At 63.3% G+C, this 22,463-nt stretch carries 21 protein-coding genes; 10 read left to right on the forward strand and 11 right to left on the reverse strand.

The annotated features are described in order from the left end of the window. Nucleotides 1–52 precede the first annotated feature (52 nt). The 7 genes from LDZ21_RS12965 to flhD form a co-directional block, all read right to left on the reverse strand. Nucleotides 53–1,942: a methyl-accepting chemotaxis protein gene (locus LDZ21_RS12965; protein WP_244793636.1), complete on the reverse strand. Its 1,890-nt coding sequence runs from the start codon at nucleotides 1,940–1,942 to the stop codon at nucleotides 53–55. A 39-nt stretch (nucleotides 1,943–1,981) separates the two neighbouring features. Next, a complete protein-coding gene (gene cheW, locus LDZ21_RS12970; protein WP_035967113.1) occupies nucleotides 1,982–2,497 on the reverse strand; it encodes a chemotaxis protein CheW in 516 nt (171 codons plus the stop codon). Between the two features lie 26 nt (nucleotides 2,498–2,523). Continuing rightward, the gene (cheA, locus tag LDZ21_RS12975) at nucleotides 2,524–4,770 is read right to left on the reverse strand and encodes a chemotaxis protein CheA (protein ID WP_244793637.1); all 2,247 of its coding nucleotides are present in this window, start codon (nucleotides 4,768–4,770) and stop codon (nucleotides 2,524–2,526) included. Nucleotides 4,771–4,827: 57 nt separating this feature from the next. Beyond that, the gene (locus LDZ21_RS12980) at nucleotides 4,828–5,214 is read right to left on the reverse strand and encodes a response regulator (protein WP_035967116.1); all 387 of its coding nucleotides are present in this window, start codon (nucleotides 5,212–5,214) and stop codon (nucleotides 4,828–4,830) included. Between the two features lie 76 nt (nucleotides 5,215–5,290). Beyond that, entirely contained in the window at nucleotides 5,291–6,247 is a 957-nt protein-coding gene (gene motB, locus LDZ21_RS12985; protein ID WP_244793638.1) for a flagellar motor protein MotB, read from the reverse strand. Between the two features lie 4 nt (nucleotides 6,248–6,251). Beyond that, nucleotides 6,252–7,112 carry a flagellar motor stator protein MotA gene (motA, locus tag LDZ21_RS12990; RefSeq protein ID WP_035967229.1) on the reverse strand — a complete coding sequence of 287 codons (861 nt, stop codon included), beginning with the start codon at nucleotides 7,110–7,112 and terminating at the stop codon, nucleotides 6,252–6,254. 182 nt (nucleotides 7,113–7,294) lie between these two features. Beyond that, a complete protein-coding gene (flhD, locus tag LDZ21_RS12995) occupies nucleotides 7,295–7,600 on the reverse strand; it encodes a flagellar transcriptional regulator FlhD (RefSeq protein WP_244793639.1) in 306 nt (101 codons plus the stop codon). Between the two features lie 676 nt (nucleotides 7,601–8,276). On the opposite strand from flhD, the gene LDZ21_RS13000 reads away from it, so the two are divergent. From LDZ21_RS13000 to LDZ21_RS13010, 3 genes are all read left to right on the forward strand, one after another. Beyond that, nucleotides 8,277–9,341, forward strand: a complete 1,065-nt coding sequence (locus LDZ21_RS13000; protein WP_244793640.1) for a glycosyltransferase family 4 protein — start codon at nucleotides 8,277–8,279, stop codon at nucleotides 9,339–9,341. A 210-nt stretch (nucleotides 9,342–9,551) separates the two neighbouring features. Continuing rightward, on the forward strand, nucleotides 9,552–10,280 hold the full coding sequence (gene aqpZ / locus LDZ21_RS13005; protein WP_244793641.1) for an aquaporin Z: 729 nt from the start codon (nucleotides 9,552–9,554) through the stop codon (nucleotides 10,278–10,280). A 308-nt stretch (nucleotides 10,281–10,588) separates the two neighbouring features. Next, nucleotides 10,589–10,882 (forward strand): hypothetical protein, encoded by a 294-nt coding sequence (locus LDZ21_RS13010; RefSeq protein WP_244793642.1) that lies wholly within the window; start codon nucleotides 10,589–10,591, stop codon nucleotides 10,880–10,882. Nucleotides 10,883–10,933: 51 nt separating this feature from the next. On the opposite strand, the gene LDZ21_RS13015 is transcribed toward LDZ21_RS13010, so the two are convergent. Beyond that, nucleotides 10,934–11,761: a Cof-type HAD-IIB family hydrolase gene (locus tag LDZ21_RS13015; RefSeq protein ID WP_244793643.1), complete on the reverse strand. Its 828-nt coding sequence runs from the start codon at nucleotides 11,759–11,761 to the stop codon at nucleotides 10,934–10,936. Nucleotides 11,762–11,788: 27 nt separating this feature from the next. After that, entirely contained in the window at nucleotides 11,789–12,721 is a 933-nt protein-coding gene (locus tag LDZ21_RS13020) for a glucosamine kinase nucleotide-binding domain-containing protein (protein ID WP_244793644.1), read from the reverse strand. Between the two features lie 108 nt (nucleotides 12,722–12,829). Between LDZ21_RS13020 and LDZ21_RS13025 the strand changes: the two genes are divergently transcribed. From LDZ21_RS13025 to LDZ21_RS13035, 3 genes are all read left to right on the forward strand, one after another. After that, complete coding sequence (locus tag LDZ21_RS13025) at nucleotides 12,830–13,435, forward strand: DNA-3-methyladenine glycosylase I (protein WP_244793645.1); 606 nt, start codon at nucleotides 12,830–12,832, stop codon at nucleotides 13,433–13,435. Between the two features lie 433 nt (nucleotides 13,436–13,868). Beyond that, the gene (locus LDZ21_RS13030; RefSeq protein ID WP_035967127.1) at nucleotides 13,869–14,294 is read left to right on the forward strand and encodes a hypothetical protein; all 426 of its coding nucleotides are present in this window, start codon (nucleotides 13,869–13,871) and stop codon (nucleotides 14,292–14,294) included. Nucleotides 14,295–14,327: 33 nt separating this feature from the next. Continuing rightward, nucleotides 14,328–14,687: a hypothetical protein gene (locus tag LDZ21_RS13035; protein ID WP_244793646.1), complete on the forward strand. Its 360-nt coding sequence runs from the start codon at nucleotides 14,328–14,330 to the stop codon at nucleotides 14,685–14,687. A gap of 117 nt (nucleotides 14,688–14,804) precedes the next feature. Here the strand turns inward: LDZ21_RS13035 and rpsU are convergent, their stop codons facing one another. Beyond that, nucleotides 14,805–15,017 carry a 30S ribosomal protein S21 gene (rpsU, locus tag LDZ21_RS13040; protein WP_035942296.1) on the reverse strand — a complete coding sequence of 71 codons (213 nt, stop codon included), beginning with the start codon at nucleotides 15,015–15,017 and terminating at the stop codon, nucleotides 14,805–14,807. Nucleotides 15,018–15,373: 356 nt separating this feature from the next. Beyond that, nucleotides 15,374–16,324 carry an aldo/keto reductase gene (locus tag LDZ21_RS13045; RefSeq protein ID WP_244793647.1) on the reverse strand — a complete coding sequence of 317 codons (951 nt, stop codon included), beginning with the start codon at nucleotides 16,322–16,324 and terminating at the stop codon, nucleotides 15,374–15,376. Between the two features lie 207 nt (nucleotides 16,325–16,531). Here LDZ21_RS13045 and LDZ21_RS13050 point away from each other — a divergent pair, with 207 nt between their 5' ends. From LDZ21_RS13050 to fliD, 4 genes are all read left to right on the forward strand, one after another. Further along, nucleotides 16,532–17,329, forward strand: a complete 798-nt coding sequence (locus tag LDZ21_RS13050) for a class I SAM-dependent methyltransferase (protein ID WP_244793648.1) — start codon at nucleotides 16,532–16,534, stop codon at nucleotides 17,327–17,329. A gap of 48 nt (nucleotides 17,330–17,377) precedes the next feature. Continuing rightward, nucleotides 17,378–19,792: an HAD family hydrolase gene (locus tag LDZ21_RS13055; RefSeq protein ID WP_244793649.1), complete on the forward strand. Its 2,415-nt coding sequence runs from the start codon at nucleotides 17,378–17,380 to the stop codon at nucleotides 19,790–19,792. A gap of 224 nt (nucleotides 19,793–20,016) precedes the next feature. Further along, nucleotides 20,017–20,841 (forward strand): flagellin domain-containing protein, encoded by an 825-nt coding sequence (locus tag LDZ21_RS13060; protein WP_035967137.1) that lies wholly within the window; start codon nucleotides 20,017–20,019, stop codon nucleotides 20,839–20,841. A 150-nt stretch (nucleotides 20,842–20,991) separates the two neighbouring features. Beyond that, on the forward strand, nucleotides 20,992–22,443 hold the full coding sequence (gene fliD / locus LDZ21_RS13065) for a flagellar filament capping protein FliD (protein WP_244793650.1): 1,452 nt from the start codon (nucleotides 20,992–20,994) through the stop codon (nucleotides 22,441–22,443). Nucleotides 22,444–22,463: the final 20 nt, after the last annotated feature.

Here is a 22,463-nt window from a genome sequence, read left to right on the forward strand (position 1 = left end):
TCTTTACCGCGCGCCGGGGTCATTCGCTTGCTGGCTGTCCAGCGTTGATGCCTTAGAAGGTTTCCCAGTCGCCGTCATCGGCGGTGGTGGCCTTCGCGCGCGGCGCGATTGCAGCCGGTGCGCTTGCCCGCGGCGCGGCTTTCGCGACGCTCGCGGGCTTGCTTGCTTCGCGGCTCTTATCCTTGATAACGGCCGTATCCGGCGCGACGTTAGGCTCTGCTGAAACTTTTGCGGCGACCGGCGCTTTCACCGGCTTTGCGGCCACGACGGGCGCGGACGCCGCCGACACCGGCTCCACGCGCGTTTCCTTCGTGCCCTTGATGGCAGCCGATGCCAGCCGCGACGCCGCCACCGATGCGCTCGGACGCGCCGGCGCCGGCGCCGCCGCGCCGTCGATGCGCCATTGCCCGACGACGCCTTTCAGCTGCCGCGTCTGCTCTTCGAGCGATGCCGCCGCAGCCGCCGCCTGTTCGACCAGCGCCGCGTTCTGCTGCGTCACGCTATCCATCTGCGTGACCGCGCGATTGACCTGCTCGATGCCGTCGGACTGCTCCTCCGACGCCGCGCTGATCTCGCCCATGATGTCGGTCACGCGGCGCACGGCCTGCACGATCTCGCCCATCGTCTCGCCGGCGCGCGTGACCAGTTCCGATCCGCTTTGCACCTTGTCGGCCGAATCGCCGATGAGCGCCTTGATTTCCTTCGCTGCCGCCGCGCTGCGTTGCGCGAGCGAACGCACTTCTCCCGCGACGACCGCGAATCCGCGTCCTTCCTCTCCGGCCCGCGCCGCTTCCACCGCCGCGTTCAACGCGAGGATGTTGGTCTGGAACGCGATGCCCTCGATCACGCCGATGATGTCCACGACCTTGTTCGAACTGGAGGCGATCGCGTTCATCGTATCGACGACCTGTTCGACGACCTGGCCGCCGCGCGACGCGATATCCGATGCGTTCACCGCAAGCTGGCTCGCCTGACGCGCGTTGTCCGCGTTCTGCTTCACCGTGCTCGTGAGCTCTTCCATGCTCGACGCGGTTTCCTGCAGCGACGCGGCCTGCTCTTCCGTGCGCTGCGACAAATCCGTGTTGCCGCTGGCGATTTCATGCGCGCCGACATCGATGGATTCCGCGCCGCGATGCACCGCGCCGACCATGGTCGTCAGGTTCGCGCGCATGTGCTCGATGCCCGCGAACAGACGGCCGATTTCGTTCTGGCTGTCCGAATGCGCGGGCTTCGTCAGATCGCCGCGCGACATGCGCTCGAAATGCTCGACGGCTTCGTTGATCGGCCGCACGATGAGTCCGCCCAGCGCGTAGCGCGTGCCGAAGAGGATCAGCACCGACAGGCCGAGCAGCCCGCCGATGACGCCGATCAGCGTCGAGTTCTGCGCCGACGCGCTCGACTGCGACTGCTCCGCATGCTTCTGCTGGAACAGCACCGCGGCTGTCACCGCCTGATCGAACGCGACGAACATCGGGCTGATCTTCGTGTCGGCGATCGCGTGATACGCGGCCATGTCGTTCGCGCGGATCGCGGCAAACTCCGGTTCGACGCCGCTCTTCACCAGCGTGTCGTGCTGCGCGACGAGCGCATCGAGCGTCTCTTTCGGCAGCATCGGCTTGTTCGTGTTCAGGTAGAGCTTCCAGTTCTCATCGCTCTTATCGAGCAGATACTGGCCGCGGTCCAGCGCCTTCTTCGCTTCGGCTTCGTTGCCCGCTTCGGTGAGCGAACGCACGCGGTCCAGCGTGATGCGCGCGCGCAGCAGATACGACGACGTTTCCGACAACGCGCGCATCGCAACCATGTCCTCATGCGCGAGCGACGCGAGCGAGGCGCTCGCGGAACTCAGGCCGACGAGCGACAGCGCGCCGATGACGGCCGCGCAACCGACGAACAACAGACCGACGAGCGTGAGCGTCGTGCGGATCGACAACTTCTTGAGCATGGATTCCTTCCTTGGCCGGCGACGCGTGCGGGCGCTTTCTTAGGCGGCGACGGAGTCGATCAACTCCATTTCGCGGCTGGTCATGAGCTTTTCGATATCCATCAGGATCAGCATGCGGCCGTCCACCGTGCCGAGGCCGGTGAGATATTCCGAAGTGAGCGTCGCGCCGAATTCCGGGGCGGGCATCACTTGCTCCTGCGTAAGCGTGAGCACGTCGGACACGCCATCGACCACCATGCCGACCACGCGATGCGCGACGTTCAGGATGATGACGACGGTCTGGTTGTCGTACTCGACGCGGCCCAGGTTGAACTTGATGCGCATGTCAACGATCGGCACGATGATGCCGCGCAGGTTGATCACGCCCTTGATGAACGCCGGCGCATTCGCGATGCGCGTGACGCTGTCGTAGCCGCGAATCTCCTGCACCTTCAGGATGTCGATGCCGTATTCCTCCGCGCCCAGCGTGAAGACGAGGAATTCCTGCCCTGCTGCTTCGGCGTGCTGCGCATCGCGGCGCGAAAGCGCGGCTTGAGTCGATTGGATGTCTGCCATGGGAATCCCCAAAGTCGGTCGTTGGTTTAGTGGGTATGCGAGTGCTGCGCCCGCGATTCGCGATTGAGCGCGGCTACGTCGACGATCAGCGCGACGCTGCCATCGCCCAGAATGGTTGCGGCGGAAATGCCGTGCACCTTGCGGTAATTCGTTTCGAGGTTCTTCACGACGACTTGCTGCTGGCCGACGAGTTCGTCGATCAGCATGGCCATGCGCCGCCCTTCGGTTTGCAGGATCGTGACGATGCCCTGCGTCGGCTCGGTGCGCGCGCCTTCGACGTCGAACACGGAATGCAGCGCGACGAGCGGCAGGTATTCACCGCGCACGCGCACCACGCGTTCACCGTTGGCGACCGTGTAGATGTCCTCGGCGACGGGCTGCAGCGACTCCATCACGAAGTTCAGCGGCAGAATGAAGATCTCGTTGCCGACCTTCACCGACATGCCGTCGAGAATCGCGAGCGTGAGCGGCAGCACGATCTTCGTGGTGGTGCCCGCGCCCTGACGCGACATGATTTCGACGTGGCCGCCCATCGACTGGATGTTGCGCTTCACCACGTCCATGCCGACGCCGCGGCCGGAAATATCGGTGACTTGCTCCGCCGTCGAAAAGCCCGGCATGAAGATGAGCTGCCACACTTCTTCGTCGCTCATCGATTCGCTGACCTGCATGCCCTGCTTCTGCGCCTTCGCGAGAATCTTGTCGCGGCGCAGGCCGGCGCCGTCGTCGCTGACTTCAATGACGATGTTGCCGCCGTGATGCGCCGCCGACAGCACGAGCTGCCCGGTCGCGGGCTTGCCCGCCGCGCGGCGCGCTTCCACGGTCTCGATGCCGTGATCGAGCGAATTGCGCACGAGGTGCGTGAGCGGATCGATGATGCGCTCGATCAGGCTCTTGTCCAGTTCGGTCGCCTGACCGAACGTGACGAGTTCGACGTCCTTGCCGAGCTTGCCCGCGATATCGCGCACGAGGCGCGGGAAGCGGCTGAATACGTAGTCCATCGGCATCATGCGGATGGACATGACGGCCTCTTGCAGATCGCGCGCGTTGCGCTCGAGCTGCGCCATGCCGTTGAAAAGACGGTCGTGCAAGGCGGGATCGAATGCGCTCGTGGTTTCCGCGAGCATTGCCTGCGTGATGACGAGCTCGCCCACCAGATTGATGAGCTGATCGACCTTTTCCACGCCGACGCGAATCGAGCTGCCTTCCGCCGATGCCGCCGCGGCCGGGCGCGCCTTTTTCTCGGCGTCGCCCGTTGCGGTCTTCTGTTTTTCATTCGATGACGGGATGGCGGCGGCCACGTTCACCGCCGCCTTCGCCGTGTCCTCGTCCTTCTGCCGAGCCGCGGATGCGGGCGCGTCCTGCGCCTGCGATACAACCGGCTTAGCCTGCGGCGTCTGTTGCTCCGGCGCCGGAGCCGCGCCTTGTTGCGCCTTGCCCCGGCCGATCGTGATCTGCGATTCATCGATCACGAAGCAGCAAACAGCCACGATATCGTCGGCGGAGACGTCCGAATCGAGCCAAAGCACGAGTTCGGCGTCCGTCTTTTTCTCTCCGACGATGCTGCCCAGGTTCCCCAGCTCCTCGGTTAAGGTCGCCAGGTCCTTCTCGCCCACCCCCCGTAGCGTAATTTTCAGGTGGGGTCCTGCTTCCGCAGCCGACGCATCGGCTGCGGTTCCTGCGTTCTTTGCTTCAGTCGCACCGTCGGCGATTTCAAATGCGCCATCCCAGTTGCCGTCGTCTTCGATGGCTTCGGCGGCCTGCGAGAGCACGTGCACAGGCGGCGCGTTCGGGCCTTCGTAGGCCGGCGCCGCTGCGGCTGCGGCTGGCTTGATCACCGCCGGCGTCGCCGGCTCCGCGACCGCGACGGCCTGCTGGGCCGCGTCTTCGTTCTTGAGCCGTTCGAGCTTCGCGCAGATGGCTGCGGCGGCGGCTGCATCCGGTTCCTCGCTCGCGCGATACGCGGCGAGCTGATCGGAAAGGACGTCCTTCGTCGCGAGGAACGTGTCGATCATGTCGGGGCGCAGGACCAGCTCGTTGTTGCGTGCGCGATCCAGCAGCGATTCGAGGATGTGCGTCGTTTCCGTCAGCGCCGTGAAGCCGAAGGTCGCCGCGCCGCCCTTAATCGAATGCGCCGCACGGAAGATCGCCGCGAGGTCTTCGGGATCGGGATTCGCGATATCCAGAACGAGCAGCAGTTGCTCCATCTGCGCGAGCAGTTCATCGGCTTCGTCGAAGAAGGTTTGATAGAACTGGGTAATGTCGAGTGTCATGCTTGTATCACCGCGAGAATGCTGTTGTGTTCCGTAATGCGTCGCCGCGTCCGTGCGTCAGTGCTGCGCCTGCTCTTGCGAGTCCGCGATCGCCGCGACCACTTCGGTCAGCAGGTCCGGATCGAGCGGCTTTTCGATCCAGCCGGTCGCGCCCGCCGCCCGCGCCGCGTCCTTGAACGGCTCGCCGTCTTCGGTCGTGAGGACGAGGATCGGCGTGGCCTTGTAGGCCGGATTCGCCCGCAATTCGACGATCAGGTCGAGCCCGCTCTTGCTGGGCATGTGATGGTCCGTGAGCACCAGATCGAAGCGCTCGGCGAGCGCCCATTCGAGTCCTTCGTTACCGTCCGACGCCACGGTCACCTCGTAGCCCGCTGTCGTCAGCGTGGCCGAGAGGATTTGCCGCATGGCGGCGGAATCGTCGATTGCCAGAATGTTCTTGATCATGTGTGTGTCTCGCGGTCTTGCCCTGATGTCGGCCAAAACGTGTGCAGTCTTGAGCGTTTTTTTGACGCGATGCCGCTTAATTTGCGAGCCTGTTGAAAAGCGGCGCGGCGTCCGCTCTCGCGGGGGCGTTGTCGAACACCGCGCCGCGCGTGCCGTCCTCGCGCAGCATTGCTGCTTCGGATCGCTGATTGAGCACGATCACGCTGATGCGCCGGTTCTCGGGATCGAGTGGATTCTGTTTGTTGAGGTTCTGCGTCGACGCGAGGCCGAGCACGCGCAGCACTTTCGCTTCGTCCATGCCGCCCGCGATCAACTCGCGCCGCGACGCGTTCGCGCGGTCCGCCGACAGTTCCCAGTTGCTATAGCCCTTCTCGCCGCCGGCGTACTTCACGGCGTCGGTGTGCCCCTGCACGACGATCCGGTTCGGCACGTCGTTGAGCGTGCGGCCTATCTCGCGCAGGATGTCGCGCATGTAGGGCTGCACCGTATCGCTGGAGAGGGCGAACATCGGGCGCTTCTGCGTATCGACGATTTCGATGCGCAAACCCTGTTGCGTCGACTCGATGCGAATCTGCTGCTTGAACTGCTGCAGCGTGGGATTCGCTTCGATCGCCGCCATCAGCTTGACTTGCAGGTCGTGCAGGCGCACTTGCTCGCGCCGCTCGAGTTCGGTTGTCGCTTGCCTGAGCGCTTCCTCGTCGACTTCGTTGCGCGGGGTGCGCGCGTCGGTCATGCGGGTGGTGCCGGGGTCGGGGCTCGAAATGTCGCGTCCGCCGCCGGTGATGATGCTGGAATCCATGCCGACCGTTTTCCCGCCGACCATCGCGGCTTTCAGCGGCATGTTGAAGTATTCGGCGATGCCGCGGCGCTGCACCGGCGAGGTGGACGACAGCAGCCACATCAGCAGGAAGAACGCCATCATCGCGGTCATGAAGTCGGCATACGCGAGCTTCCACGCGCCGCCGTGATGCCCTTTAGCGCCCTTGCCGACGACACGCTTGATGAAGATCGGCCGATCCTTTTCGCTGCTCATGTCGTCACTTCGCCTTCACGCGGCGCACGTGTTCTTCGAGTTCCGAGAACGACGGGCGCTCGGTCGAGAACAGCACCTTGCGGCCGAACTCGACCGCGATCGCGGGCGCATAACCGTTGAGGCTCGCGAGGATCGTCACCTTGATGCACTGGAACATCTTCGTCTGCTCGGCGACACGCTGCTCCGCGATGTTCGCGAGCGGCGCGATGAAGCCGTACGAAAGCAGAATGCCGAGGAACGTGCCGACGAGCGCCTGCGCGATCATCTCGCCGAGCACCGCGGGCGGCTGGTCCGCGGACGCCATCGTGTGCACGACGCCCATCACCGCGGCGACGATGCCGAACGCGGGCATCGCATCGCCCACTTTCGAAAGCGCCTGCGCGGGCGCTTCGCCTTCGGCGTGATGCGTTTCGATCTCCTCGTCCATGAGGCTTTCGATCTCGAACGCGTTCATGTTGCCGCCGACCATCAGGCGCAGATAGTCCGTCATGAATTCGACGATGTGATGGTCCGCGAGAATCTTCGGGTACTGGCTGAAAATCGGGCTCTTGTTGGGATCGTCGATGTCGGCTTCGAGCGTCAGCGTACCTTCCTTGCGCGCCTTGGCGAGCAGCACGTAGAGCAGGCCCATCAGTTCCATGTACACGTCCTTGTTGTACTTGGAGCCCTTGAAAAGCGTGGGGATGACGAGCAGCGTCGCCTTGATCGTCTTGATTCCGTTGCCGAGGATGAACGCGCCGATGCCCGCGCCCCCGATCATCAATATTTCGACCGGCTGCACGAGCGCGCCAAGGTGGCCGCCTTCGAGCGCGTAACCGCCGAAAACGGACAGCAAGGTCACGAGCGTTCCAACAAAGATCAGCACGGGCAAGTCCTCGGGTTTATTGCGGATGACCGGCGTGAGCGCGCGGTTAAGGATGTTTACGGCATGCGGGGAGAAAACTTTTAGGCGGGCGCCGCGAGGGGCTTGCGGCGCAATGGCGCAATGGCTTAATAGCGCAATCGCTTGCTAGCGCGCGTCGTCTTGCGGTCGACGCGGCGAAGCGTTCAGACGATCTGCGCGACCGGGACGTCGGCGGCCTGCGTGATGGCCGCCGACGTGCCCTTGTCCGCGAGCGAGGAAAGAATCGTGTGATCGTCGAACCGGAAGCGGCACAGCAGATGGCTCGATGAAGCCACCCTCAGCGCCTGCGTCGGCGTCAGCGCAGACACGACCTCCGCGACGCGCTCGGACAGTCCGAGGCGGAACATCGCCGCAACGCGGTCTTCTTGCAGCAAGCGCTGCGCGAGAAGCAGGTACGACAGATTCACCTCGCGGATTTCCGCGAGCACGCCTGTAATCGTGGCCGTCATCTTTCCCCCGAGTCGATTCGTGGCTGGTCAGGCCAAGCGGGAAACGTTTGCTCGAATGCGCCAAAAAAACGGCGCATTCGGCCCCGCATATGTCGGCTGATTGTCGCCCGGTGCGGTATGCGTGCCTATCGGATGAACGCACCGACTCGCCGACGGAAATTCGCCCGCGATCGTGTAGGAAAAAGTCGTACACGCGCGTGATGCCTGCTGGTCGGCAGAGGCTTTATCGGCTGAAAGCGGCGCGACTTTAGGAGCGATGCCGAAGGAACAATTTTTGCTTTAAAACGATTCACCGCGCTGAATGCGCGTCGGACGATTCCGACCGTTTTCGCCCCGGTGCAATTTCTCACTTCGTAACAGCCGTTGTTTCGCGCTGTAACAACGTTAAGCGATTGAAAATTGACGTGTAATGCGGCTCTCGATCCCGATAATGAACGTAAGGGATAACCCGGTCGACAGCCGGAACCGACCTTGGGCGGCCTGAGCGACGAACTCGCTGCACGCGCGCTGCCCGTCCGAATGGCATGCGTCGATCGTTCAACCGGCTTCACCGCATGTTCACACGAATGCTTTGCACAGGGCCGGAGTCACGCCAGAAACGCCGCTCCGCCGCTGAATTGCAAGGACCGCACAGGCGTCGAACCGCCACTCGCGGACCACACTGGAGAACCACGTTATGCGAATCGCACAAATTGCACCGTTGCACGAAGCAGTTCCTCCGAAGTTTTACGGCGGCACTGAGCGCGTGGTGTCTTACCTGACGGATGCACTCGTCGATCTCGGCCACGATGTAACCTTGTTTGCAAGCGGCGATTCGCAAACCCGTGCGACTCTCGAAGCGGCCTGGCCGCGCGCGCTGCGGCTCGATCCGACCATCCGCGATCCGCTCGCCCCGCACATGCTGCTGCTGGAAACGGTTCGCCGCCGCGCGCATGAGTTCGACGTGCTGCACTTCCACCTCGACTACATGCCGTTCCCGCTGTTTTCGCAAATGGATACGCCGTTCGTCACGACGCTGCACGGCCGTCTCGATCTGCCCGAACTGCAACCGATGTTCAACACGTTCACCGACGCGAACGTCATCTCGATTTCGAATAACCAGCGTGGCCCGCTGCCGCAGGCGAACTGGCTGAACACGGTCTACCACGGGCTGCCCGACGATCTGCTCACGCCGCAGCCGCAGAAGAAGCCGGAATATCTCGCGTTCCTCGGCCGCATCTGCCCGGAAAAGCGCGCGGATCTCGCCATCAAGATTGCGGCGCAAAGCGGTCTTCCGCTGAAAATCGCGGCGAAGGTCGACAAGGCCGACCAGGACTACTTCAAGTCGACGATCGAGCCGCTGCTGTCGCAGGCGCACGTCGAATTCGTCGGCGAAATCAACGAGGCGCAGAAGCCGGAGTTCCTTTCGGGCGCAAAGGCGCTGCTATTCCCGATCGACTGGAACGAGCCTTTCGGCCTCGTGATGATCGAATCGATGGCGTGCGGCACGCCGGTCATCGCGTTCAATCGCGGATCGGTGCCGGAAGTGATCGATCATGGCGTGACCGGCTTCATCTGCGAAGACGTTCAGGGCGCGGTGGGCGCACTGCATCGGATCGACGAACTGTCGCGCACCGAAATCCGCGCGCAATTCGAACGCCGGTTCAGCGCAAAGACGATGGCGCAAAACTATGTCGACACCTACACGTCGATGCTCCAGGCCGCGAAGCGCCCGGTGCTGCGTCAGGTTGCAGTGGGCTAATACCTTCCCTTCTCGCTGCCGCTTTGGAATGCCGCCCAATCGGGCGGCATTTTCTTTTTGTGTCGCCAAAGCTGCGCGCCCCGTGAAACGCGCAACGATCGACCATTTTTGACAGTTCAGGAAATGAGCCGCGCTTAAACTGCGCTCCGCAGAAGCAAACGGCTTTCTTGCGTCAAATCAACGATCTTCATCTTTTCTCGGGGCTGGATCATGCAATTGTCGAAGCGTCTCGGCGCTGAAGTTTTCGGTACCTTCTGGCTCGTGCTGGGCGGTTGTGGCAGCGCGGTTCTGGCCGCCGGATATCCCGGGCTGGGCATCGGGTTTGTCGGCGTTTCGCTCGCCTTCGGTCTCACCGTGCTGACGATGGCCTATGCCATCGGCCACGTGTCCGGCTGTCACCTGAACCCGGCGGTGAGCATCGGGCTCACGGTCGCGGGACGCTTTCCGGTGCGCGATCTCGCACCGTACATCATCGCGCAGGTGGTCGGCGCGACGCTCGGCGCCTTCGTGCTCAAGCTGATCGCAACCGGCGCGCCGGGCTTCGACCTTTTCGCAAGCGGCTTTGCCGCGAACGGTTTCGGCGAGCACTCGCCGGGCCATTACACGATGATCGCGGCGCTCGTCTGCGAAGTCGTGATGACGTTCTTCTTCCTGTTCGTGATCCTCGGCGCCACCGATGACCGTGCGCCGAAAGGCTTTGCACCGATCGCCATCGGCCTGTGCCTGACGCTCATCCACCTGATCTCGATTCCGGTCACGAACACGTCGGTGAACCCGGCGCGCTCGACGGGCCAGGCGTTCTTCGTCGGCGGCTGGGCGCTTGATCAGCTCTGGCTGTTCTGGATTGCGCCGATCGTTGGCGCGGCCATCGCGGGCATCGTTTATCCGCTGCTGACTTCCGAATCGGAAGCGCGCAAGGTCGCTGCCGTCGCACAGTAAGCGGCTTTACGCAGCAAAAGAAACGGGCGCCTGGTGCGCCCGTTTTGTTTTTCGCGCCGCGTGCGCGCGGCGTGCATTAAAAACGCGCGACAGATGTAATGGCGCATTACGCAATCCGCTTAATAACGTCACTGCACGGATCGCGCTTCTCCGCAAAACGCCCGCCATATAAGGCTTTCCGGGCTTCACCACCGACAGCATCGCCCTTACGCGCGGCTTGCACCCCGTAACAAGTCGTCGAAGCGTGTAAGACAGCGGGCGCTTACATTGGACTCATGCGACACACGTCGCCTTCCAGGAGAAACACCATGAAGCGCATCGTCATTCAAACGCTTGTCGCGACCGGCCTTGTGGCAGGCGCCATCGGAGCGGCTCAGGCTCATACCGATCTGCACGTCGGCGTTTCGCTCGGCTCGCCGGTTTATGCGGCCCCGGCCTCGGTCTATGTGCGTCCTGCTGCGCCGGTGTATCGCTCGCCGGCGTGGCGGCATGAGGAGCCGCGCTGGCGCGGTAACTACGGCCGCTATGGCCACGACAACGGACGCTGGAACCGCGCGCGCTGGGATCATGGCCGCTCGGACAACTGGGGGCATCGCGGCTAATCGCGCGAGGCCGGAAGCGAGGCGGCGCGATGCCGCCCGCCTCCCGCAATATCAGCGCGGCGAAGCGATTTCGTCGCGAATATCGAACAGCTTGCGCAGTTGATGCGCGACGCCCGCCTCGAAGTTGTTGCCGATGCGCGGCACGTTCGGCAAGCGCGTGATGAGGTCCGGGTTGGCGTTGTTCATCATGAACGGATGCCCGGCCGTTTCCAGCAGGTCGATGTCGTTCATGTTGTCGCCGAACGCGACGCAATGCGCGGGATCGATATCCAGCCGCTCGAGCACGTAGCGCAGCGCGCGGCCTTTCGATACATCCGACGTCATCACTTCCAGGCAGTCCGGCAGCGAGTACGTGACGTACAGCGAATCGCCGAATTCCCGCTTCAGGTTTTCAGCCGTGTACGCGAGATCCGCCGGTTCGCCGATATAGAGCACTTTCGCGATGTTCTCGCCGTCGTGCTCGCAGAGATCCATCACTTCGTACTTGAAGCCCGAGTCCTGATGGAAGACGAGCAGTTCCGGCGCGTGGCGGTCGATAAGCCAGGCGTCGTCGGCGAACAGGTTGACGATCACGCGTCCGTGCTCGCCCACGACGTCCGGCTGCACCAGACGGCGCACGAACGCCGGTGCGAGATCGCGCGAGTAGATATCTTCGTCGCCGGGGGCGTGCACGCGCGCCCCGTTCGACGTAATCAGGTACGCGTCGACGCCGAGCAGGTCGCGAATGCCGGCGACATCGCGATAATGCCGCCCCGTCGCGATAATGATCGGTACGCCGCGCGACGCGAGCGTGCGCAGCGTGTGGGCGGTGAAGGGATCGAGCTGGTGGTCGCTGTTGAGGAGCGTACCGTCGAGATCAGTTGCGATGACCGAATACATGGCTGCCCTGTTTGAGCGCGAAGCTGCCTATTTTATCGCGGCGCGGTCGCCTGTCCGCGTAACCGCGCCCGGCGACGCCGACGCGCGCCGCGCCAGTTCCAGCGCTCCGGCGGCGGAATCGGCGCGTGGCTCGCGCAGACGTTCGCGCACGGACGCCGGCACGAAGGGTTCGTACGGCGCGGCCAGTCCGCCGCATAGCGCAACCGGCAGCACGCCCGCCGGATCGAGCGCGGCGACGAGCAGTTCGATCTCGCGCCCCGCCTGTTCCAGCAATGCAGCGGCAGCCGGATGACCGCTATTTTGGAAGACGCTCGGCGCGAGCGTCGCATACGCCGTCTGATTCGACGCGCATAGCCAGACGACGAGGCTGTCGCGGTCCGTTGCGCCCGTCAGCGCGAGCAGCGCGCGAGACCATGCGTCGGCGGGCGCGCGGCCGTCCAGGACGCGCTGCAAGTGGACGACCGCGCGCAGGCCGAGCCATGCGCCGCTGGCTTCGTCGCCGCTCGGAAAGCCGTAGCCCCCGGCGATGCGGCACACACCATCCGCGTCCAGCGACGCCGCGATGCTGCCCGTCCCCAGCGCGACGACGACACCCGGCTCGCCCCCGTGCGCTCCGATGACGGTCGTGTACGCGTCGCTTTCGACGCTCAGCGCCTGAATCGGCGGCGCCATGTCGAGGAACGCCGCAAGCCATTCCGCGTTGTTGACGCCCGCGAGCCCGCAGCCGAGCGCGCACGCCCGCCAGTCGAAGGGCAGCGCGGCGGCCTGGAACGCGCGTTCGCACGCATCGCCGATGGCTTGCCACGCCCGCTCGACACCGAGCCCCAGCCCCGACGGGCCGCCGCTCGCGCGGGCCAGTTCGACGCCGTTCGCATGGGCGAGAATCACGCGCGTGCCGCTTCCGCCGCCGTCGATGCCGAGCAGAAAGCCGTTGAAATTCGAAGTCGTGAAAGTGTTCATGGCCGCAAGGATAACGGCGCAAACGCGGCACGCCAATTAGCCGAATGGCAGAGGGTGGACGACGGCGGCGTTCCGCTATGCTGGCGCATTCGAAATCGAGGATTCCCAATGACCGACACCGAACCGATCCGCTGCGCCTGGGCCACGACGCCGGCGATGGCGCACTACCACGACACCGAATGGGGCGTCCCGTCGCGCGACGACCGTCACCTCTTCGAAATGCTCGTGCTGGAAGGTGCGCAGGCCGGCCTTTCCTGGTCGACCATCCTCAACAAACGGGACGGCTACCGCACGCTTTTCGCGGGCTTCGACATCGGCAAGGTCGCGCACTTCACCGAGGCCAATGTCGAGCGGATCGTCGGCGACGCGCGGATCGTTCGCAATCGCGCGAAGATCCAGTCCGCCGTCCTCAATGCGCGCGCCGTGCAGCGCATTCAGGCCGAGCACGGCTCGTTCGCTGCGTTCGTCTGGTCGTTCGTCAACGGCCAAACGATCGACACCCCGCGCGATGCGAATAATCCGACGCCGGCATCCACGCCCGAATCCGACGCCCTGAGCCGCGCGCTCAAGGCATATGGCTGCAAGTTCGTCGGCACCACCATTTGCTACGCCTTCATGCAGGCGACCGGCATGGTCAACGATCACGCCGCCGACTGCGTATCCCGCGCCACCCCCAAGACGAAACGCAAAGCGGCAGCGAAAGCGGGAGTTTAAGCAGCCTCCGATGCCATAGATTTTTGCTTTTTGGCAACATGCAAGCCGCGTAACCGTGCTGATGCGGGAAAGTCCCGATACCCGGGGATTTATTGCACTGAAGCACGGCGCAAGCCGCTTGCAATCAAGCGGTCTGCCTTCTTCTGCGGCGCTGCACGATCGTGCGTGCCGTGTAAAAATGGCGTTCTCGCGTGCGCTGCCGCACCTTTTTACCGAGCCGAACCGTTATAACTGACGGTGTGCGGATCGTTCACTGAGTGGAGAGATCCGCCGCGAGTACAGGACGCTGTCAGTCGTCAGTGTCCATAGGCCGGGAAAACCATCCTGCTCGAAGCAGTAGCCGGACGGCGAATTCCGCCGCCGGACGCCGCAAGTGCAGGTTGCTCGTAACTCAACGCATGGCCGCTGCGCAGGGGCGCAGGGGAGAAAGATCATGAAAAGCTTGAACTTCCTGACGCATCAGGAGATTTTCAACAACGCGGTAGAGCATCTTTTCGCGCAGGGGCAGGCAGCTTTGCTGCCCCACGGCGGCGGCGCTTACCGCGGATACTGCGGCGGCTGCCCGGTCGGCACCTACATCAAGCCGCGCGACTACGTCACGGCAATGGAAGGCGTTCCCATCCGCTACCTCGCCAAGCCGCCGGAAGCGGTGCCGGCCTACATGGACGTCGGCATCGTGGCGCTCAAGCGTGCGCTGCTGCGCGCGCGCATCAACGTCTTCGATCCCAATACCGTCGAACTTCTTTCCTGCCTGCAGAACGTGCACGACGTGTTCGGCAAATGGGAATGGCGCGAGCGCCTCGCGTCGATCGCGCGGCAATTCGGTCTGTCGGCCGAGCTTCTGAAAACCGCTGCATAAGCGTACGGGTGCCGTATGTTGAGCCCAATCAGAATGCTGAGTCCGCAAGACATCTACGAACGCGTCGCCGCGCATTTGCTCGCGCAGCGGGCGGTATCGGAAGATGACAACGGCTCTTGCCGCCTGCGCAGCCCGCAGGGTCACAAGTGCGCGATCGGCTCGCTCGTCCGCGACGAAGTCTACGAGGCCGGCCTCGAAGGCGTCGGCATCTCGTACTATCGGCACGCGCAGGACGGCGAGCTGCTGCGCGCGCTGTATGCATCGAATGTGAATGCGTACGATCCGAACGTCATCGATCTGCTGATTGAACTTGAGCAGATTCACGACGACGCGAGCGTCGAAGAATGGCCGCATCTTCTCGCCACGCTGGGCAAGCGGCACGCGTTCGTCTAACGCGCTGAATCAAGCGCAAGACGCCGCACAAACGAAACGGCGGTGCGCCCTCTCGGGTCGCACCGCCGTTTTGCCTTCCGGGGCCAGGCTACACGCTCCGGCCCAGGCGATGACGCTTTAGTGCATCTTCTTCGGCAGCATCTGGCTACGCAGGCGCTTGCGCAGACGCGAAACAGCCGCAGCCTTTTTGCGCTTGCGCGCGGTGGTCGGCTTTTCGTAGGACTGGCGCTCACGCAGTTCTGCGATCAGGCCGTTCTTTTCGATCGTGCGGCGGAAGCGACGAATCGCGACATCGAACGGCTCGTTTTCTTTGAGGACGATAGTGGTCATGTAAATCCTGTTTGCTAAACGTATTTTCAAGTGCGCAACGGAAATCCGCCGCGCGCCGGCACTCCGATCGTCCGCCGGGCATGACGCACCTTGAAGGTGCGACGGGCGGACACGAGCAAAGCGGCCACGGAGGCCGGAAAAGAGAGAGTTGAGATTCGACCGCGAGAGCGGCATGCGTGTTCGCGAGAGAAACCTGAACGCGCAATTCTGAGCCGTTCGCCGCCAGCTTTTGACGTTGTCATATTTAGCGGCGAAGGCAAGAAACCGGGCACATTTCTCGATTCGGGCGCGATGTTACCAGAACATCGCGCCCCTGCCAACTCTTCAAGACACGCCAAGCCTTTGATGCAACAGATCTATTTCTGCCAGGCGCTGGCTTCGTCGAGGATTTTCAGGTCTTCGGCGGAAAGCTGGAGTTGCGTCGCGGCGGCAAGGCTTTCGAGTTGCTTCACCGATGTCGCGCTGGCGATCGGCGCGGTCACGCTCGGCCGCGCGATGACCCACGCCAGCGCGACCGTCGCGGGCGTCGTGCTGTTGCGCGTCGCCACTTCGACGAGCGCATCGACGATATTCAGCCCGCGATCGTTCAGATACTTCTCGACGCGCGAGCCGCGCGCCGCCTGCGTCGTGTCGTCTTTCGAGCGGTACTTGCCCGACAGAAAGCCGCTCGCCAGGCTGAAATACGTGACGACCGCAATCTTGTGCTTCTCCACGACGGGCTCGAGATCGGTCTCATAGCCTTCGCGGTCATAGAGGTTGTACTCCGGCTGAAGAATCTGGTACGCCGGCAATCCCGATTCCTTCGAGACCCGCAGCGCTTCTTCCAGCCGCTCGCCCTTGTAGTTCGACGCGCCGATCACCCGCACCTTCCCCGCCGCGATGAGCTTCTGATATGCGTCGAGCGTCTCGTCGAGCGGCGTCTTGTCGTCGTCGAGATGGGAAAAGTAGACGTCGATGTAATCGGTTTTCAGGCGGCGCAGCGAATCGTCGACGGCAGCCGCGATGTTCGCCGCCGACAGCCCGGCGCGCGTACCGAGCATGCCGACCTTGGTCGCGAGCACGATCTTGTGGCGCTTGCCGCTTTCCTTGAACCACTTGCCGATGATCGCTTCGGACTCGCCGCCCTGATGCCCGTCCACCCATGCGGAATACACGTCTGCCGTGTCGACGAAGTTGAGGCCGTGATCGACGAAGGCGTCGAGGATGGAGAACGACGTGCGCTCGTCGGCCGTCCAGCCGAACACGTTGCCGCCGAACACGAGCGGCGCGACCTTGAGATCCGATGTGCCGATGCTGCGGGTTTGCATGGGTCCACTCTCCGTTGGAAAAAATGCGTCAGCCGATGATACATGCGGCCCTCGCCGCCTGCAGGCGCGCGCCCTCAGCCGGCAAACGTAAAACTAAAAGGAAAACTGAGGGGAAAAGCGCCCCCTTTTCGAGACTTTCGTTTGCGGGGCTTCACCTAACATCGCTTCAGTCCGAAAAAGTCTTTTGAAGCCCACTGGGCCCTGAACATGAGCAATTTGCTGATCTACTCGATGGCCGAGTTCGCGCCGGTCACCCTTCCCATTCTCGATATCTGCGCACCCCGCAAGATCGCGGAGATCGGGCTGGAATTCGGCGGCAACACCCGCATTTTGTCCGACTGGGCGCAAGCCCACGGCGCCACCCTGACCTGCATCGATCCTATGCCGCGCCCCGAAGCGACCGCGTGGATCGAAAGCACGGCGCATATCGAATTGCAGCGCGGGATAAGCCATGACGCCATCCCGCTCATCGCGGATGTCGACGCATGGTTCATCGACGGCGATCACAACTGGTACACCGTCTTCAACGAACTGCGGCTGATCGAAGAACGCTCGCACGCCGACGGCAAGCCGGTGCTCGCCTTCATGCACGACGTCTGCTGGCCCGCCGGCCGCCGCGATCAGTACTACAACCCGCACGCGATTCCCGAGCAGTTTCGTCAGCCGTACAGCTACGGCAACGGCGTGACGCTCGGCAATCCGGGCAAGGTGCGCGGCGGCTTCGGCTCGCCGGAAGGCTCGTTCGCCTATGCCGATCAGGAAGGCGGCCCGCGCAATGGCGTGATGACCGCGCTGGAAGATTTCATCGAGCAGTCCGACACCGGCTATGTGTACGCGGTGATTCCGCTCGTGTTCGGCCTCGCCGTGCTGATCGAGCGCACGCATCCGTGCATCGAGGCGATCGCGCAAATCCTCGCTCCGTATCACAACAACCCGCTGCTGGCGCGCGTCGAAGAGAACCGCCTCGCGAACTATCTCACCGTGATCGCCGCACACGCGCGCTGATCCGTCCAACATTCCGACGCCCGCAAGCGCAAGAGGAGCATCCTGAACATGACCGACCGCAACATACCGGCCGCAGACCTGATGGCGGCCTGGTCCGCAAAGCTCGACGGTCGCAAGATCGCCACCTTCGACTGTTTCGACACGATCTTCTGGCGCGGCGTGGCCGAACCGAGCGACGTCTATTACGCGCTCGCCGAGGATCCGTTGTTCGTCGCCCATCGCATTGGCGCTCGGGTGCGCTCGCAGGCCGAAGCCACCGCGCGCACCAACCGCTCGTTCAAGAACGGCACGATCGAAGCCTCGCTCGAAGAAATCTATGCGGTATGCGCGCCGCAGGCCGATGAATCCATCGTGCGCGAACTGGCCGAACGCGAAGTGCAGAAGGAGATCGAGATCGGCTTCGCTTTCGAGCCGGTTCTCGCGCTAATGCGCGAAGCGAAGGCGCGCGGCCTGGCCGTGGCTATCGTCAGCGATACTTACTACAGCGAGGCGCAACTGCGCCGCATCCTGTTCGCGACCGCGCCCGAGCTCGAAACGCTGCTCGATCACGTCTTCTGCTCGTCCGAATTCGGTTTCGGCAAGTCGAGCGGCCTGTGGCCCAGGCTCATGGCCAAGCTGGGCGTGAGCGCATCGGAGATTTTGCATACCGGCGACAACCCGGTGGCCGACTACGCCGCGCCGATGTCGCTTGGAATCGGCTGCGTGCATTTTCTGCAGCGCGACGAAGAAACCGTGAAGGCCGAACGCCAGCGGCTCATGGCGGCGCGCCTGCTGTTTCCCGCGATCCGCGCGACGCAAGCGGCCCCGAGCCTCTATCACGGCCTCAAGGCGCAGCAACTCACGCGCACGCAGGAACCGGACGAACGCGTCGGTTACTGGGCGCTGGGTCCGATCCTCTACAGCTTCGCGCGCTTCATTCTCGATGAGCGCCGCGAGCTGAACGCGACCGGCAAGCCGCACAAGTTCGCGTTCCTCATGCGCGACGGCCATCTGCTGAGGCTCGCGTGCCGGGTCATGTCGAACGAGGAAATGAGCGATCCGGTCTATCTGAGCCGCTTCACCGCCGTGGCCGTCTCGTTCGATAGCGGCGAGAGCATCCAGCGCTATGCGGGCAAGCACGCAAGCTCGCACCCGCTGCACGTCATCTGCGACCAGATGTTGATGCCGCCCGCGCTCAAGAAGAAAGTGCTCGCACGCGCGACCAAGGCGAAGGCCCCGGCGCAGGAGTTCCGCAAGCTGCTGGCCGAGCGCGCGACGGAAAAGACCATCGTGAGCCAGTCGAACGCGCTGCGCCTGCGGCTGTTCCGCCATCTTCAGCAGACCGTCGGCCTCGAGCGCGGCGATACGCTCGTGCTCGCGGACCTCGGCTATTACGGGACCATTCAGCACGCCATCCGCGACGTCTTCAAGCGGCATTTCGACGTGGACGTGATCGGCCGATACTTCGCCTCGCTCGATTCGCCGGGATCGCATCTCGACCGCAAGGCGCTGATCGATTCGAGCTGGACCGATGAGAACGTCGTCGAAACGCTGATCGCGCATATCGGCGATTTCGAGCAGATGTGCGCCATCAACTCCGGCAGCGTGATCGCCTACGAGGAGGACGGCACGCCGATTCTCGCCGGCCTCAAGAAGGGCAACATGCAGCTCGACACGACGCACACGATCCAGCAAGCGTGCTTGCAGTTCATCCGCGACGTGGAGGCGACGCCCGCCATCCATCTGCCGAAGCTCACGCGCGAGCGGCTGCGCGTGACCGCGGCGATCGAACTCGCGCGGCTCGTCTATCTGCCCGAGCACGACGAAATCGCGCGCAGCGCCAAGTCGCTTTTCGAACTGAACGTCGGCACGGATATCGCGTTCGACGTGGCCAACGTCGACGCCGGCATCAAGGGGCTGCGCCAGCGCGGACCGTTCTATATGCGCAGCATCGGCAAGGGTTTCCGCACCGGCTATCCGTCGGAGATGCGCTATGCGGGCATCGACCAGGCGATCTTTTTGATGTCGATTCGCCGTCACCGGCTCAACTTCACCGTCGACGATACGTCCTACCGGCGGCTCGATGTACCCGCGCTCTTCGTGCGGGGCAATGAGAGCGCAACTCAGAACGTCTCGGCGCGTGCGACTTACGACGGTTTCTATTCCGTCGTGCTGCCGCGTTCCCAGTTCGATACCGCGTTGATGATCGGGCGTGAACTGAGCTGGATGCAGCTTGAATCGGCGACGACTTTCTCAGCAGAGTTTCTGGATTCGAGCGCCGAATTCGATCGCCAGCGCGCGCTCGAAGCAGGCAGCGAGATCATTCTCGACGGCATGGAAGAACGTGAACCCGGCATTTATCAGGTTTCACCGAACGGACTGATTTATTTGCCGGCGGCAAAGGAACAATCTCAGCAAGTGGTACGGCTGATTTTCCGTCCGCTCGCTAAAGCCGCCGTCGCGCAAATGGCGCACGCCTTGTAGTTTTTATTTGCCGATCAGATCCGGTAAAGCCCAGCAGGAAGGCCGAAAGGCCCATCCCGCAAGGCTTTCCGGCCGATCGAAAACACCGGGTGCATAAGCCCTAAAGTTTTTTTCGGGCAGCCCGATAACCTAGGTAAGGCGGTCAGCGTAAGTTCTAAAACAGCGCGACGCCGTAACTGATGTAGGCGCTAAAGTCGCCATACTTTAAAGAGGGAAAACAAGCCATGTTGAACATCAATACCAACACGCTGTCGCAAGCTACGCAAAAGAACCTGGCCGGTTCGCAAAGCGCCCTGTCGTCGGCAATCAACCGCCTTTCGTCGGGCAAGCGCATCAACAGCGCAGCTGACGATGCAGCAGGTCTCGCGATTTCGACGAACATGACGTCGTACGTCAACGCGCTGAACCAAGGCGTGTCGAACGCAAACAACGCAATCTCGATGATCCAGACGGCGTCGGGCGGCCTCAGCTCCACGACGGACAACTTGCAACGTGTCCGCCAGCTGGCAGTTCAGGCTGCTGACGGCTCGCTCTCCGACACGCAGCGCGGCTACCTCCAGACGGAAGTGACCCAGCGTCTCGGCGAACTGGATCGCGTTGCGAACCAGACGACGTTCAACGGCCAGGCCATGCTGTCGGGCTCGGTTTCGTCGGTGTCGTTCCAGATCGGCGCAGTGGCGAACCAGACGCTGAGCGTCGACTTCGGCAGCGTCTCGATGGGCTCGACCGGCCTGTTCGGTTCGGTGAGCGTCGACATCTCGACGGCAAGCGGCGCTCAAGACGTGATCGGCTATGTCGACACCGCGCTCGACACGGTCAACACGCTGCAATCGACGCTGGGCGCTGAGCAGAACCGCTTCACGTCGGCTGTCACCAGCCTCCAATCGCAGTCGACCAACCTGACCGCGGCACAGTCGGCCATCACCGACGCGGACTTCGCGCAAGAAACGGCGAACCTGTCGAAGGCTCAAGTGCTGCAGCAAGCCGGTATCTCGGTTCTGGCGCAAGCGAACTCGATGCCGCAGCAAGTGCTGAAGCTCCTCGGCTAAGGCGCACTCACTCACCCCGCCGCGGTTTGGCGGGGTTCAGTGCTCGACTGGGAGGCTTGCCTCCCAGCTTTCGTTAGCGGCGCACGGAGATGTTCGCCGCGCCGCTCACGAAAGCTCGCAACCTGATAGGCAGTCCGTCCGGAGCATCCGATGACCACCACCACCTCGTCCACGAGTTCGTCCAACATCAGCGCCACGCTCGCTGCTGCCGCGCAGTCCATCATCAGCGGCGCGACAAATTCGTCGCTGGATGTCTCCACGCTCGTCGGCTCGCTCGTCACCGCCAAAACGACGGCGCAGGCCACTCAGATCGCGAACAAGACATCGAGCGACAACACGCTGTTGTCCGCCGTCTCGCAGATCAAGTCCGCGCTGTCCTCGCTGCAATCGTCGCTTTCCGGTCTGTCCGACGGCACGGCGCTCGCGGCGTACACGGCGACGGCAAGCGGCAGCGGACTGACCGCCACCGCCGGCACGAGCGCGGTCGCCGGTTCGTACGAGATCAAGGTCAACAACGTGGCGAGCGCGCAAAAGATCTCGTCGACGGCGCACGCGGCCACCGACACGTTCGGCACCGGCACGCTCACGCTCAGTCTCGGATCGACTTCGATGAACGTCGCGCTCGACGGCACGAACACGCTGGCGAGCATCGCATCGTCGATCAACTCGGCCAACGACAACCCTGGCATCAGCGCGACCATCGTGACCGGCACCGACGGCCAGCACCTCGTGCTCGCCTCGAAGACCACGGGCGCATCGAACACGATCTCGGTGACCGCGGGCGCGGGCGTCGATTCATCGCTTTCGTACAGCGCGGGCAGCAGCAACTACACGGAAACGTCGCAGGCAAAGGACGCATCGCTGACGGTCGACGGCACCGCCGTCACGAGTTCGACGAACACGCTCACGACGGCCATCGGCGGCGTGACGCTCAATCTCGCCTCCGCTGCGGCCGGCAGCACGCAAACGCTGACCGTGGCTTCCGACACGACCAAGGAAAAGAGCACGATCAAGTCGTTCGTCGATGCCTACAACTCGTTCGTGAGCCAGGCAGCCGCGCTGTCCACCTTCGACTCGACGAAAGCGGCTGGCTCGCAAGGCGGCGTCCTGCTCGGCGATTCGATGCTGCAGACGATCCGGAGCACGCTCGCGAATATCGTCACGAGCGGCGTCGCGTCCACCTCCGGATCGACGTCGGTCACGACGAACCTGGCTTCGATCGGCATCGACCTTCAGGACGACGGCACGCTGTCCATCGACGATTCGAAGCTCTCGACCGCGCTGTCGAACAGCCCGACTCGCGTGCAGCAGTTGTTCAGCCAGACGAACGGCATCGGCAAGCAACTCAGCTCGAAGATCACGACGTTCCTGCAGACGGGCGGCATCATCGACACGCGCACGACGGCGCTCAACGCGGACCTGAAGAGCCTGACCGATCAGACGGCCAAGCTCCAGACCTACGCCGATAGCCTGACCACGCAATACAACTCGCAGTTCACGGCGCTCAACACGCTGATGGCGACGATGCAGAACAACACGGCGTATCTGACGCAGCTTTTCGGCGGCACGAACAGCGCGGGCGCGCTGGCAACGAACAAGTAACAGGCGACGCACGGAGACGG

The organism is Caballeronia grimmiae (assembly GCF_022879615.1).
Classification (GTDB): Bacteria; Pseudomonadota; Gammaproteobacteria; order Burkholderiales; family Burkholderiaceae; genus Caballeronia; species Caballeronia grimmiae.